Source organism: Silvibacterium sp. (assembly GCF_047605705.1).
In the GTDB taxonomy this organism is placed as follows: Bacteria; Acidobacteriota; Terriglobia; order Terriglobales; family Acidobacteriaceae; genus Silvibacterium.
This window is the reverse complement of record NZ_JASGFD010000038.1, coordinates 1-13,070: the sequence shown is the minus strand read 5'-3', so window position 1 is coordinate 13,070 and position 13,070 is coordinate 1. Positions and strand designations below refer to the sequence as shown.

Sequence of the window (13,070 nt, the reverse complement as noted above, 5' to 3'; positions counted from 1 at the left end):
AAGCACTCCAGGGATAAGGAGCGGATGGAAACCTCGACGGAAAAGCAAGTGAAGGCAGAGAAAGCGCAGCACGGGTATCGCCCGGATATCGACGGACTGCGCGCCATTGCAGTGTTGCTCGTAGTGGCCTGCCATCTGAAGATGGGCCAGTTCACCGGCGGCTACGTAGGCGTCGACGTCTTCTTCGTCATCTCCGGCTTTCTTATCAGCGCCATCATCCTCTCGAAGATCGAGCGCTCGCGCTTCTCGCTGGTCGAGTTCTACGAGCGCCGCATCCGCCGTATTATTCCCGCCCTGCTCGGCGTGCTCATCTTCAGCAGCATCATGGCGTGGCGTTTCCTGCTACCCACCGAGATGCGCGATTACGGGCTCTCTCTACTGGCCGCTGTCTTTTCTTTCTCGAATATCTATTTCTGGACGCAGTCGGGATACTTCGACGCACCCGCGGCGACCAAACCGCTGCTGCACACCTGGTCGCTCGGCGTGGAAGAGCAGTTCTACTTCGTCTTTCCGCTCTTTCTGATGCTGGTGCGCAAGCTCTTTCCGCAGCGCCTGCGCGCAGCCGTCGTCGGACTCGCGGCAGTCTCGCTGGCGGTCAGCGCCTATGGCGCGTATCACGACCGCGAGACCGCCTTCTACATGCTGCATTGCCGCGCCTGGGAGATGCTGCTGGGCACCATCCTCTCCATGCGTATCCTGCCGCAGCTTACCAACCGGCTGGCGCGCGAGATCGTCTCGGGAGCCGGGCTGCTGGCCATTCTCTTCGCCGGACATTTCTACAGCGCGGCTACCCCGTTCCCCGGGTTCGCCGCCCTCGCGCCGTGCCTTGGAGCCGCCGCCATCATCGCCGCCGGGCAGGCCGGGATATCGGCTGTCGGACGACTGCTCTCGACGCGCCCCTTCACCTTCATCGGGCTCATCTCCTACTCGCTCTACCTCTGGCACTGGCCCATCATCGTCTTCCAGAGTGTCGGTCACGTGATGGTCGGCAACGGATCGATCCGCAGCGTGCAGGGCATGGCGCTTGTGCTCTCGCTGGTCGCCGGTTATCTCTCCTGGCTGTTGATCGAGACGCCTTTCCGCAATGGGCGCTTTAAGCTCTCCGGCGCACCGCTCTTTGCTGCCGCCGGGGTAATCGCCCTCGTCGTGGCTGTGTCCGCTGCCAGCGCGCTCCATACGCATGGCTACCCGTCGCGCTTCTCACCGGAGGCGACCCGCGTCGGCTCCTATCTCGATTACAAAGCCGATTACCGGCAGGGCACCTGCTTTCTCACCTCAAGTGACGCCGCGGACTCCTTCAATGAGGCAGCCTGCCTTACACCGGTTGCAGGCGAGAAGAACTACCTGCTGATGGGAGACAGCCATGCCGCGCAGCTGTGGCACGGGCTCAATCAGGAGCTGCCCGGCGTGCACATCCTGCAGGCCACGGCGTCAGGCTGCAGGCCCATGCTGGATGGCAAGGGAGAGCCGCGCTGCACCCATCTTGTGAACTGGGTTCTCCGCGACTACCTCGCGGCGCATCATGTCGACGGCGTGTACCTGGCGGCACGTTGGGAGCCGGGTGAGCCTGCGAAGCTCGCACCGACCATTGCATGGCTCGAACAGCAGCACATTCCGGTTACCGTCTTCGGGCCGCTCGCGGAATACGACACAGCCTTCCCGCGCCTCCTCGTCGCCGAACTCTCCACGCATGACCCCTCTTCGGTTACGAGCCACGAGCTGACCATGTATCGCAAAATGGACGCGGAGATGAAGGCGTTGAATGCCTCGCAATGGCATGCGCGTTATCTCTCGTACTTCGATACGCTCTGTCCGCAAGGCCCCTGCCCGCTCTACGCAGGCAACCAGGTGCCTTTCCAGTACGATCTCTCACACTTAACCAGTGAAGGATCGTCCTACGCGGTGCGGCAGTTCGTCGCCAGGGGGCTGCTGCCGTAGCTTTTATCCAGCCAATAAAACAAAACCGATGCATGGGAGCGCTGAACCTGTTTCCATAACAGGCAACGGCAACGCAGAACGGTGTCCTGGCTCACAGACATGCCCTTTACAGGCATGACAGAATCTGCCAATGTTCCAGCTTCCTCGCATCATTCAGGGTGGCATGGGCGTCGGTGTATCCAACTGGCGTCTCGCGCGTGCCGTATCGCGGCTTAAGCAACTCGGTGTAGTCTCGGGCACCGCTCTCGACACGCTTCTCATTCGACGTCTCGGCGACGGAGACAAGGACGGCGCCATGCGCCGCGGTCTCGATGCCTTTCCATTTCCGGCGATGGCGCAGCGTATCTGGAACGAGTTCTTCATCCCCGGAGGCAAGAGCGCGGACAAGCCCTTCCGCCTACTCCCTATGCACCAGCAGCAGATGCCGCGCAAGCTGGCCGAACTGTGTATCGTGTCAAACTTCATCGAGGTCTTCCTCGCTCGTGAAGGGCACGACAATCCAGTGGGAATCAACTATCTCGAGAAGCTGCAGCTTCCGCATCTCGCCTCCATCTACGGAGCCATGCTGGCCGGTGTGAGTTATGTGCTGATGGGCGCGGGCATTCCGCTGCACGCCCCTGCGGTGCTCGATGCCTACGCCGCGCAACGCCCAGCCGAATACCGGCTAACAGTGACCGGCGCGACTCCGGAGCTCGAAACGAAGATGCACTTCAACCCTGCGGATTACATCGATGGCCCGCTTCCCCAACTCACGCGGCCGAAGTTCCTTGCCATCGTCTCGTCGAACACGCTGGCCTCAACCATGCTGCGCCGCGCCTCGGGCAAGGTCGATGGCTTCGTCGTCGAATCCCCGACAGCAGGCGGCCACAACGCGCCGCCGCGCGGCAAGGTTCAGTGGAACGAGGCAGGAGAGCCCATCTACGGTGAGCGCGATCGTGTGGACCTGGCTGGGATGCGCGAGCTGGGGGCGCCATTCTGGCTGGCCGGCGGCTATGGCAGCGCGGAGGGATTGCGCGAGGCCCTGGAGCAGGGTGCATCCGGCGTACAGGTGGGAACGGCGTTCTCGTTAAGTGAGGAGTCGGGGCTGCGCGAGGATTACAAGAAGACGCTCATGGCGGATGCCATCGCAGGCCGCAGCACGGTGTTTACCGATCCGCTGGCCTCGCCCACGGGCTTTCCTTTCAAGGTGGCCGCGGTCGATGGCACTTACTCCGATGCGCATGTGTACGAGGCGAGACAGCGCATCTGCGATCTCGGTTATCTGCGTGAGGCGTATCAGACTCCGGAGGGCGCCATCGGCTTCCGTTGCGCAGCGGAACCCGTGCGCAACTATCTCGCCAAGGGAGGCAGCGAGGAGGAAACCGTAGGCCGTAAGTGTCTCTGTAACGGGCTCGTGGCGAACATCGGACTGGCGCAGACGCGCGGAGAAGACTGGACTGAGCCGGCGATCGTTACCGAGGGCGACGACCTGAACTCGGCAACGCAGTTCCTCGCTCCGGGTGCGACTTCCTATACTGCTGCCGACGTGATCCACACCCTGCTCGGTACGCGGGAGTCAGCGTAGAACGACGCAAAAGAAAATTTCGGGGCTGTTGCGTCGTGCGGGATGCGCAGCTCCGGCACGAGCGAAAAAGCCATTGACAACGCGATCAGCTTTGCAATACAAAGTGAAGCAATGAGCGATCTTTCCAGAGCGTTGGTCGACATCGACCGCATACGGCAGCAGGTTGCGGAGAGCTCGGAGTTCCGTGGCTATGGTCCTGCCACCGTGGCAGGCACTGGAGTCCTCGCGGTTGCCGCGGCTTTCGCGCAGTCACGCTGGCTGCCTGAGCCCGTGGCGCATCACGCGCTTTATCTCGAGTTGTGGATCGGTGTGGCCATCGCTTCCATCGCGCTCGCGGCCATTGAGATGTTCGCGCGCACGCGCCGCATCCACACCTGCATGGCCAGCGCCATGCTGCGTATGGCCATCGAGCAGTTTCTTCCGGCGCTGGCTGTGGGCGTGCTGCTCACCGTTGCGCTGGCGCGCTTCGTGCCGCAGAGCTTCTGGATGCTGCCTGCGCTCTGGCAGATCCTCTTCAGCCTCGGCATCTTCGCATCCTGCCGCTTTCTCCCCCGCGCGATGCTCTTTGTCGGAGGATGGTATCTCGTCACTGGCCTGCTTCTCTTCTCTTTGGCGGGAGATCGTGCGCTCTCGCCGTGGGCCATGGGCATTCCATTCGGTGTGGGAGAGGTGCTGGTCTCTGCGGTGCTGTGGTTCGGAGCGGAAAAGGAGAGCAACGATGCCATCTGAAGATCCGTCGATGGAATCGCCCTTTGCCTACGAGGGCCTCGACCGCGTCATCCACGAGCGCGCAAGGCTGGGTATTCTCACCTCGCTCGCCACGCGCAAAAAGGGCGTGAGCTTCGGCGATCTCAAGCAGCTATGCAACCTCACGGACGGCAATCTCAACCGGCACCTCAAGGTGCTCGAAGAGGAAAAGATGGTGCAGGTCATCAAGACCACGGCAGGGAATCGTCCGCAGACGATCTGCCGCATCACCCCTGCCGGACGCGCCCGCTTCATGGAGTACCTCACCACGCTCGAAAAGGTTGTGAAAGACGCCGCGGCGCTGATGGAGGGAAAGTCCACCCCTGAAGGGCTGAAGGCCCTGCTGCCGCAGAAGAGCTAATTTTTTGCTGCAATACTTTGCAATGCAAAGTAAACCTGATGTTCGACAAGGAGAAACAAGATGCAATCCATAACGCCGCAGGAAATGCGGGACTGGAATCCACGCTCCATGGGCATGAAGCTGCTGCTGCTGAGCGTGCTGGCCCTGTTCATGACCATTCCATCGTTCTTCGTAAGCAGTCTGGTGGAGGATCGCAGCCAGATTGCCGCACATGAAGTGACAACTGTGCAGACGGCTGTTACAAATGCACCGGCATCGGCACTGCCCATCCGCACCGTGGACTCCTATCGCTCGGTCACGCGATCGCTCAAGTATGTTCTGCTCTTTCTCGGGCTGGTCTTTCTCACGTATTTCGTCTTCGAGGCTACGACCGGCACGCGTGTGCATCCTGCACAGTACGTGCTGGTGGGGACGGCGCAGCTCATCTTCTACCTGCTGTTGCTTTCACTCACGGAGAAAGTCGGCTTCGACTGGGCCTTTCTGATGGCAGGCGGCGCAACCGTGGGCCTGCTTTCGACAAATGCCGGCTGGATCTTCGAGAGCCGCAGCCAGGGCTGGCGCGCACTGGCCGTCTTCGGCCCGCTCTACACGCTGATCTATCTCCTGCTGCGCCTGGAAGACGACGCCCTGCTCATCGGCGCAATCATGAGCTTCCTCGCCGTGGCTGTGGCGATGTACTTCACGCGAAAGATCGACTGGTACAGTGCGCGGACTGCGAAGGAGAAGCTGAAAACAAATGCAGGCCCCGAGTTCTTCCAGGGGCTGGTATAAACAAAGTTCCGGCGAAGGCGTGCTGGGTAAAAAGTACGCCTTCACCGCAGGATTCCGAGACAGATGCAACAGAAAGAGATCGTTCAAAGAATCAGTTTCTGGCTTGTGCTCTTCATCGGAGGGCTTTTGCTGAGCGGCGTTACGGCGTTTCCGCTTCTTACAGAACTGCAGTGGTTTCATCGTTTGCTTCTGACGGAAGTTCTACGCCGAATTTCTTTTGCAATAGGATTACTCCCCTGGATCGCCCGCGTTCACGAAGGGTTGGCAGCGATGCACCAGAGCTATCCGTTTCTGGCATATGGGACAGACTGGCTGGCATTCGCGCACATGGTGATCGCCATTGCCTTCATCGGGCCGTGTCGTGAACCGGTCCGCAATAAGTGGGTTATCGATTTTGGACTCATCGCTTGCGCTGGGATCATCCCGCTGGCGCTGATTGCAGGCGCAGTGCGCTGCATTCCATTCCCGTGGCGGCTGATCGACTGCAGCTCTGGTGTGTTTGGCTGTATCCCTCTGCTGTTGTGTCGGCGTTGGATTTCCGTACTCGAGCGCGATCACGCACAATGACGGCACAAACACGAACGGCGTGGCTTTTGGCCACACCGTTCGTGTTTGAAGTGGATCCTGGCTTTACCGCATTGCCGATTCCACCTCACTCAGCCAGTCCGGCCGCTTGAGAATCTCGCGCGGCTTTGAGCCCTCGGCCGGGCCTACGATGCCATCGCGTTCCATCATGTCGATCAGGTGTGCGGCGCGGCCGTAGCCAATGCGCAGCCGCCGTTGCAGCAATGAAGTAGAAGCCTTGCCGAATTCGAGCACCAGCCGTACCGCGTCCTGGAAGAGCTCGTCATCCTGGTCGCCGCCATCGCCATCGCCGCCGATCTCGCGCCCGTTCGCGTCCTTCGGCGCTTCCAGGAAGCCCTCCGCATATTCGGCCTCGCCCTGCCGCTTCCAGAAATCTGTAACCGATGCGATTTCTTTTTCCGTAACGAACGGCGCATGCACGCGTTGCAGCCGTGAGGTGCCTGGTGGCAGAAAGAGCATGTCGCCGCGGCCCAGCAGGCTCTCGGCACCGTTGGCATCGAGAATCGTGCGTGAGTCCACCTTCGTCGCAAGACGGAAGGAGATGCGGCTCGGCACGTTCGCCTTGATGAGGCCGGTGATCACGTCGACCGAAGGCCGCTGCGTGGCCAGCACCAGGTGGATGCCGACGGCGCGGGCCATCTGTGCAAGGCGCGTGATCGCTTCTTCGACATTTGCCTTATCCAGCATCATCAGGTCGGCCAGCTCGTCGATGATGATCATGATGTAGGGCAGTGGTGTCTCTTCCGGCGAGTCCTCGAATAGGCTTGGGTTTTCGAAGAGCTTGTTGTACTGGTCGATATTGCGCACCGAGCGCGCGGCCAGCAGCTTCAGGCGGCGCTCCATCTCGCGCACCGCGTTTCGCAGCGCGTTCGCCGCCAGCTTGGGTTCGGTGATAATCGGTGTGAACAGGTGCGGAATCTTCTCGTACATGCCGAGTTCCACGCGCTTTGGATCGACGAGGATCAGGCGCACCTGGTCCGGCGTGGCCTTGAAGAGCACCGACATGATCATGGCGTTGATCGCCACCGACTTACCGCTGCCTGTCGAGCCGGCGATCAGCACGTGCGGCATCGTCGCGAGATCCGCTGTCACAATGCGGCCGTTGATGTCCTTGCCCATGGCCAGCGTCAGCTTGCTCTTTGCCGAGCGGAAGCCGTCGGCTTCAATCACGTCGCGCAGCCAGATCGTCTCGCGGTCATGGTTCGGCACCTGGATGCCGACCGTGCTCTTGCCTGCCATGCGTTCGATCAGGATGCTCTCGGCACGCATCGCCAGGCAGAGGTCTTCGGCGAGCCCGGTCACGCGGCTGTACTTCACGCCTGCATCGGGACGGAACTCGAAGGTCGTGACCACCGGGCCCGGGTTGATGCGTTCCACCTGGCCCATCACGTCGAACTCGGCGCACTTCTCTACGAGGATCTGCGCCTCGGCGCGCAGCTCGTCTTCACGAATGGTCTGCGTATCCTCGCTCAGGTGCAGCAGCGTGCTCGGTGGCAGCTGGAAGCCTGCAACGGACTTTGGCGCGACGGTGACATGCTGTGTCTGTGCTTCGGCCCGCTGGCCAACGGCAACGGTGGCCTGAGCCGGAGGACGGCTGGAGACCGCGACCGGTTCCACGAAAGCTGCGGGTTGCTCCTGCTCTTCGTCCGCTTCCGGATACGGCACACGCGGAGGCTCGGCCACATGAATGGGTTCGCGTACCGGCTCCTGCACATGCGCCCGCGGAATCTCGTCCCACATCGTTGCAGGCTGGGCTGGGCTGTCGAGATATCCTTCCGGCGCGTGCGTCTCGGCAAAGCCGCCGTGACGGCCGCGCTCGTATTCCATCTCGTCGTCGAACTGGGGTGAAGGCACCGGCTCGACAATATGTCCCTGCTTGAGCTGTTTCTTCTGTTCCTTCGCTTCCGCCTTGCGTGCCTTGGCCAGTTCTTTTTCGAGCCGCTTCTCTTCGGCTTTCTGTGTCTTGGCCTGTGCGCGGTTGGTGCGCCAGTTGCGCAGGCGGTCGCGCCAGGACATCACAAAGGCCAGCCGGATCGCGAGCCGGTCCTGCGCCGTATTGAAGCTGAACGTGGTGGAGAGATAGAGCGCGATGGCGACCATCGCGACCGAAACCACGCACGCGCCCGGATAGTTGAGCCAGGTAACCAGCGCATCCGAGATGAGGCGGCCGGTCACGCCGGAGATCGGCAGGCCGGCAGGGAAGTGCATATGCCCCGGCAGCAGCGCCATCAGCGAGGGCAGGAAGAGCGCGCATAGCAGGATGCCGAGCAGCTTGGCGCCGGGCGAGCCCGCAGGCCGCGAGCGCAGCCATGACCATCCCAGTGCGCCGATCAGCAGCGGCAGACAAAATGCGGTCAGGCCTTCGACCTGAAGCACGAGGTCGGCCACCCACGCGCCAATCAGGCCAGTCCAGTTGTGCGCCGGGCGCCCCGGAGGGCCGAAGCCGCCGACCGTGTCGAACGAAGGATCGGTGGGCCGGTACGAGATAAGTGCAAGGAGAAGAAGGATCGCGGAGACCAGAACCAGCAGCCCGATCAGTTCATTCAGGCGGCGGTTGCGGGTGGGGGTCGTGACAAGTTTGAGAGGCTTCATCTGAGGGTGTTTTCAGGCGGGCGTTTTTCAGGCGCAACACAGTGTTCGCCGTCGAGCAGCGGGCACACCGTCCAATCCCCAGAGCAAGTTCATTGTGGCATACCGGGGCGAATAAGAGGGGAAAAAGGCCGGCGGGGAACCGAGGTGGGAACGAGCAGTGCGATCGGAACCTTAGCTTGCAACTATTTGTTGACAGGCAGAGACAGGCGCCGGTAGAGTCGGCGCGCTTGATGGTAGCGATTCCATCCAGCTGCGGCAGGCGGCGCCTCTCTCGTCGCCAACTCCATTCCTTTGTTCTAACTCTGGAGCCCCACATGACGCGACTTCGATTCGAAGTTTTGTGGCACTACCCCATGGCTGTCCTGTTCTTCCTGCTGCTCGCAGGAACGGCACTCACGCCCATCAGCGCATCGGCGCAAACCGGCTACACAGGAATCTTCGGAGGTGGCCCGATCTACAAGAATCCGACCACGACCATCTCCGAACTGGAGAACTCCGGCTTCACCGAGGTAATTGTCTGGAGCGTAGAGGTCAGCTCCACCGGCGATCTGAACCTCAACGGCGAGTTCCCGCTCACCTCTGCAGGCGTCTACGTTGGCAACCAGACCTACCCGAGCTTCGCCTCGACGCTGGCAACCCTCAAAGAGGGTACGGTCAAGCGGATCACCCTGAGCATCGGCTCCTCCAATGTTGGAGACTGGCAGGATATTGAGGCCCTGGTCAATGCGCAGGGCACCGGATCGACCAGCATTCTCTACAAGGATTTTCAGGCGCTGAAGACCGCGATCCCTTCGCTCGACGCGATCGACTTCGATGACGAGAACAACCAGGACTCATCCTCGATGACCGCCTTCGCCGTGATGCTGGGGAACCTCGGGTATCACGTCGAGCCCGATGCTTACGACAACAGCTCCTTCTGGACCGGCGTAGTCACGCAGATCAACACCCAGCTCGCCGGCACGGTGGATGCGGTCCATTTGCAGGCCTATGCCGGCGGGGCGGGAAACACACCATGCTCGGGCTGGAACTTTGGAACCGTGCCGGTGCTGCCGGGCCTCGAAGCCTCGGAGGATACTCCCGCCGAGGTACAGACCACGATGACCAGCTGGCACTCCCAATGCAATATTCTCGGCGGCTTCCTCTGGCTCTATGACACGATCGCCGGGGACAACACGGCCTCGCAGTATGCCAACGCCATCAACGCTGCGGTCGGAAGCACCACCAACAGCACCGGGGCCTACAACGTGAGCGGTGTCTACACGGATGGCACATCGTTCACAACCGGCGGGCTGGATGGCAACGGCTACGCGTACTCTTCCGATCTGCTGGGATCGACGGTGAGCTGGAACGGCAGCACCTTCACCCTCGGGCCGGCCAATAGCGCCGATGCCTGGAGCAGCACCACCATTCCCCTGACCTCCGGCAAGTACTCGACGCTGAACCTGCTGGCCAGCGGCGTGAACGGAGATCAGGCCTCGCAGACTTTTGTGGTGAATTACACCGATGGCACCAGCACAACCGTCACCCAAAGCCTGAGCGACTGGTACACACCGCAGAGTTACAGCGGAGAGTCCGAGGCCAAGATCATGGCGTATCGCGATACCAGCAGCGGAGGGCAGGACGACCGCACGTTCTATCTGTACGGATACTCTTTCGCGCTGAACAACAGTAAGACCGTCAAGAATCTGACGCTTCCCAACAACCGGGACGTAGTGGTTCTGGGCTTTGCCCTGCAGTAGGAGTGCTCGACTGGCCTCAGCCCTGGAATTCTTCAGGGCTGAGGCCTCTTACACGGAAATCGAGGGATGCGCCGTTGCGCCTATTCGCGATCGCTCCCATACACCGCGATCCCTTGCTGAATCTTGAACTCGAGATCGCTTGCCCGGGCTGAGTATTCCGACTGCGGATACTTCTGCTGCAGGTGGTCGGTGATGCCCATGGTGTGGGAGCGGTCTTCCTTCGCGCGGTCGTTATTGCCGTCAGCGGCCCACATGTCTCCGGCCGAGGCCATGCGCCACGCAGCGAGATAAAGCGCCTGCGGCGCTCGGACCGAATCCGGGTGCTCATCGGCGTACTTCAGATAGATCGCGGCTTCCTTCTCCGGGCACTTCTCCGATCCCTGCCAATCGCCGCACAGCTGGTTCTCGATCAGGTCCCACGCGGCGAAGTCGGCAAACTTTGTCTTCGGAAAGTACTTGATGATCTTCCGCATCTCGTCCTCGTCCATCTGCTCGCGCAGGTAGGACTCCTTCTCATGCGCGGAAGGCAGCGTAGCTGCATCGGCTTTCTGCAGCTGCCAGCGGATATCCGCCGCGCGCCACATCGCCTCCGGGACGATCGGCGACTGCGGGAACATCTCCACCACGCGCCGGTAGAGCAGGCGCGCATCCTGCGCGGCACGCGGCGGCGGATGCGGTTCGGACGCTGCATTTTCCGCGGAAATGGCCTCGCCGAAGAGGATCTGTTCGCCGTGCGGTGTGTCCACGTCGATCACGCCCTTATTCACCATCCAGCCGGAGATGGGCTGCACCTCCTGCGTATCTTCGAGCACCGGCTGGTCGGAGAGCCGCGACTCCGGCGCATCCACGTTGGCGAAGACGCGCAGCCAGTTGCCGCTCCGCTCCACGATCACCAGCTCGCGTCCCGGTGTGACCTCGCCCGTGCGATCCGAGGATTCATCCGCCTGTGAGTACAGATTGCCCACGCGGATGATGGTGGCCATCTTGCCGTTCTTCGGCATCTGGATGGCCGGAGGCCGCTTCTGCGCAAACGCAGAGCCGGCAGGGGACAGAAGCATGGCGAACGGAAGCAGGGCGAGGATGGTTCGCGGCGTGCGCATCACGGGAACAGTGTAAGCCAGCCGTATGCGGCGAGTCAGCGTGCCGGCAAGTTTCAGCGATACCCACACACCGAAACGAAATGGGTGCCCCATCCAAGCTTCGCTTGGTGTGAGGTATCAAACTCTTCGCGGACTCGCCCTACCCGCTGACTCGCTCCTACCCAACGATCTGCTTCAGAATCTCCGGCTCCACATTGCCGCCGCTCATCACCGCAACTACCTTCAGGGCCGGCAGCAGTTTGTTCTGGTGGAAGAGCAGCGCCGCAGCGGTCACGGCTCCGCTCGGTTCGGGCGTGATCGGCGTCGAGCGCACAATCACGCGCATGGCTTCGCGAATCTCGTCCTCGGTCACGGTGAGGATGTCATCGACGTAGGCGCGGACATGCAGAAAGTTCAGATCGCCAAGGCTCTGCGTGCGCAGCCCGTCGGCGATGGTGCGGGTTGTCATCTCCGCGGGCCAGCTCACCAGCTTGCCGCCACGGAAACTCTCCTGCGCGTCAGCGGCGAGGAGTGGCTCAATGCCGAGCACCCGCACCTCGGGCCGCAGATGCTTGATCGCCGCGGCCGTGCCGCTCAGCAGTCCCCCGCCGCTCACCGGCGCAAGCACCAGGTCCACATCCGGCAGATCGGCAAGAATCTCGAGGCCGCATGTGCCTTGTCCGGCGATGATCGCCGGATCGTCGTAGGGAGGAATCATTACGTAGCCGTGCTCACGCTCCAGCTCTTCTGCCTTGACCTTGCGGTCGGAGCTCGCCGCACCCACGGTCACGATCTCTGCGCCCAGCGCAAGCGTGGCCTGCTTCTTCACCTCTGGCGCGTTCGAAGGCATCACGATGATCGCCTTTGCGCCTACTTCGCGCGCAGCATACGCTACGCCCTGCGCATGGTTGCCGCTCGAATAGGTGATGACGCCGCGACGGCGTTCCTCCTCGGTAAGCTGAGCGATCTTGTTGTACGCCCCACGCAGTTTGAAGCTCTTGATTGGCTGCTTCGATTCATCTTTCAGCCACGCCGAGATGCCATTGTTGCCGGGCAAAGGGAAGGGAACAAGCGGTGTATGCACGGCGACGCCGCGAATGCGGTCCTGGGCTGCGCGAAAGGTCTCAAGGGTGACGAGCGAGATGGAAGGAGTGGCGCTGGTCATGTGTCTCATCATAGGCCAGTGAGAGAGGAGCGGGCTCAAAGTCAATCTGGCGCCTCGTCTAAGAACAAAAGCGGCACCCCGAAGGATGCCGCTTCACGTCTGTAAAGCTCTTTCGTCAGATCTCCAGAATCACCGGCATGATCAGCGGACGGCGGCTGGTGTTCTTCTGGATATACCGCTTCAGGTCGATGCGGATCTTTTCCTTGATGACGCCGTAGTCGGCCTTTTCTTCTGCGGTCGAGTTTTCGAGCGTCTTGATGACCACCTGGCGTGCGGCTTCCATGAGTCCGGTTTCGCCGCTTACAAAGCCGCGGGTCACCAGCTCGGGCTGCTTTTCCACCAGCCCAGTGAGCTTGTTGATGGTGAGTATCGGCAGCACAAAGCCATCTTCAGAGAGATGACGGCGGTCGCGGATCACGATGTCCTGCACCACGTCGGCGGTCGAGCCCGAATCGATGCAGATACGGCCCGCGGTTACCTTCCCGCTGCGCACCGCGCTCTCGCCATCCAGCTCGAGCACGTCTCCATC

General features: G+C 61.5%; 10 protein-coding genes and 1 pseudogene. 7 read left to right on the top strand and 4 right to left on the bottom strand.

Annotated features, from left to right (window positions below; all coding sequences use genetic code 11):
• Positions 1–48 precede the first annotated feature (48 nt).
• From QM649_RS13970 to QM649_RS13945, 6 genes are all read left to right on the top strand, one after another.
• Positions 49–1,938 (top strand): acyltransferase family protein, encoded by a 1,890-nt coding sequence (locus QM649_RS13970; protein ID WP_415199663.1) that lies wholly within the window; start codon positions 49–51, stop codon positions 1,936–1,938.
• A 130-nt stretch (positions 1,939–2,068) separates the two neighbouring features.
• A complete protein-coding gene (locus QM649_RS13965; RefSeq protein WP_415199662.1) occupies positions 2,069–3,502 on the top strand; it encodes a nitronate monooxygenase in 1,434 nt (477 codons plus the stop codon).
• 111 nt (positions 3,503–3,613) lie between these two features.
• On the top strand, positions 3,614–4,231 hold the full coding sequence (locus QM649_RS13960; RefSeq protein WP_415199661.1) for a hypothetical protein: 618 nt from the start codon (positions 3,614–3,616) through the stop codon (positions 4,229–4,231).
• On the top strand, positions 4,221–4,610 hold the full coding sequence (locus QM649_RS13955; RefSeq protein ID WP_415199660.1) for a transcriptional regulator: 390 nt from the start codon (positions 4,221–4,223) through the stop codon (positions 4,608–4,610). Before QM649_RS13960 ends, QM649_RS13955 begins: the two co-directional genes overlap by 11 nt.
• 60 nt (positions 4,611–4,670) lie before the next feature.
• The gene (locus tag QM649_RS13950) at positions 4,671–5,381 is read left to right on the top strand and encodes an inner membrane CreD family protein (protein WP_415199659.1); all 711 of its coding nucleotides are present in this window, start codon (positions 4,671–4,673) and stop codon (positions 5,379–5,381) included.
• Positions 5,382–5,444: 63 nt separating this feature from the next.
• Positions 5,445–5,948, top strand: a complete 504-nt coding sequence (locus QM649_RS13945; RefSeq protein ID WP_415199658.1) for a hypothetical protein — start codon at positions 5,445–5,447, stop codon at positions 5,946–5,948.
• A 63-nt stretch (positions 5,949–6,011) separates the two neighbouring features.
• On the opposite strand, the gene QM649_RS13940 is transcribed toward QM649_RS13945, so the two are convergent.
• The gene (locus tag QM649_RS13940) at positions 6,012–8,558 is read right to left on the bottom strand and encodes a DNA translocase FtsK 4TM domain-containing protein (RefSeq protein ID WP_415199657.1); all 2,547 of its coding nucleotides are present in this window, start codon (positions 8,556–8,558) and stop codon (positions 6,012–6,014) included.
• Between the two features lie 314 nt (positions 8,559–8,872).
• On the opposite strand from QM649_RS13940, the gene QM649_RS13935 reads away from it, so the two are divergent.
• Positions 8,873–10,297 (top strand): hypothetical protein, encoded by a 1,425-nt coding sequence (locus QM649_RS13935; RefSeq protein WP_415199656.1) that lies wholly within the window; start codon positions 8,873–8,875, stop codon positions 10,295–10,297.
• Positions 10,298–10,377: 80 nt separating this feature from the next.
• Here QM649_RS13935 and QM649_RS13930 read toward each other — a convergent pair whose 3' ends face one another.
• From QM649_RS13930 to QM649_RS13920, 3 genes and pseudogenes are all read right to left on the bottom strand, one after another.
• Complete coding sequence (locus tag QM649_RS13930) at positions 10,378–11,490, bottom strand: tetratricopeptide repeat protein (RefSeq protein WP_415199655.1); 1,113 nt, start codon at positions 11,488–11,490, stop codon at positions 10,378–10,380.
• A gap of 64 nt (positions 11,491–11,554) precedes the next feature.
• A complete protein-coding gene (locus QM649_RS13925; RefSeq protein ID WP_415199654.1) occupies positions 11,555–12,541 on the bottom strand; it encodes a threonine ammonia-lyase in 987 nt (328 codons plus the stop codon).
• A gap of 115 nt (positions 12,542–12,656) precedes the next feature.
• Positions 12,657–13,070, bottom strand: a pseudogene (locus tag QM649_RS13920) (ribonuclease J); the annotation flags it as partial.

Excerpts from the sequence above, each read along its gene's own strand:
- QM649_RS13945 (WP_415199658.1), top strand. The coding sequence starts at position 5,445 with ATGCAACAGAAAGAGATCGTTCAAAGAATCAGTTTCTGGCTTGTGCTC.
- QM649_RS13925 (WP_415199654.1), bottom strand. The coding sequence starts at position 12,541 with ATGACCAGCGCCACTCCTTCCATCTCGCTCGTCACCCTTGAGACCTTT.
- QM649_RS13965 (WP_415199662.1), top strand. The coding sequence starts at position 2,069 with ATGTTCCAGCTTCCTCGCATCATTCAGGGTGGCATGGGCGTCGGTGTA.
- QM649_RS13935 (WP_415199656.1), top strand. The coding sequence starts at position 8,873 with ATGACGCGACTTCGATTCGAAGTTTTGTGGCACTACCCCATGGCTGTC.
- QM649_RS13950 (WP_415199659.1), top strand. The coding sequence starts at position 4,671 with ATGCAATCCATAACGCCGCAGGAAATGCGGGACTGGAATCCACGCTCC.
- QM649_RS13960 (WP_415199661.1), top strand. The coding sequence starts at position 3,614 with ATGAGCGATCTTTCCAGAGCGTTGGTCGACATCGACCGCATACGGCAG.
- QM649_RS13930 (WP_415199655.1), bottom strand. The coding sequence starts at position 11,490 with ATGGGGCACCCATTTCGTTTCGGTGTGTGGGTATCGCTGAAACTTGCC.
- QM649_RS13955 (WP_415199660.1), top strand. The coding sequence starts at position 4,221 with ATGCCATCTGAAGATCCGTCGATGGAATCGCCCTTTGCCTACGAGGGC.
- QM649_RS13940 (WP_415199657.1), bottom strand. The coding sequence starts at position 8,558 with ATGAAGCCTCTCAAACTTGTCACGACCCCCACCCGCAACCGCCGCCTG.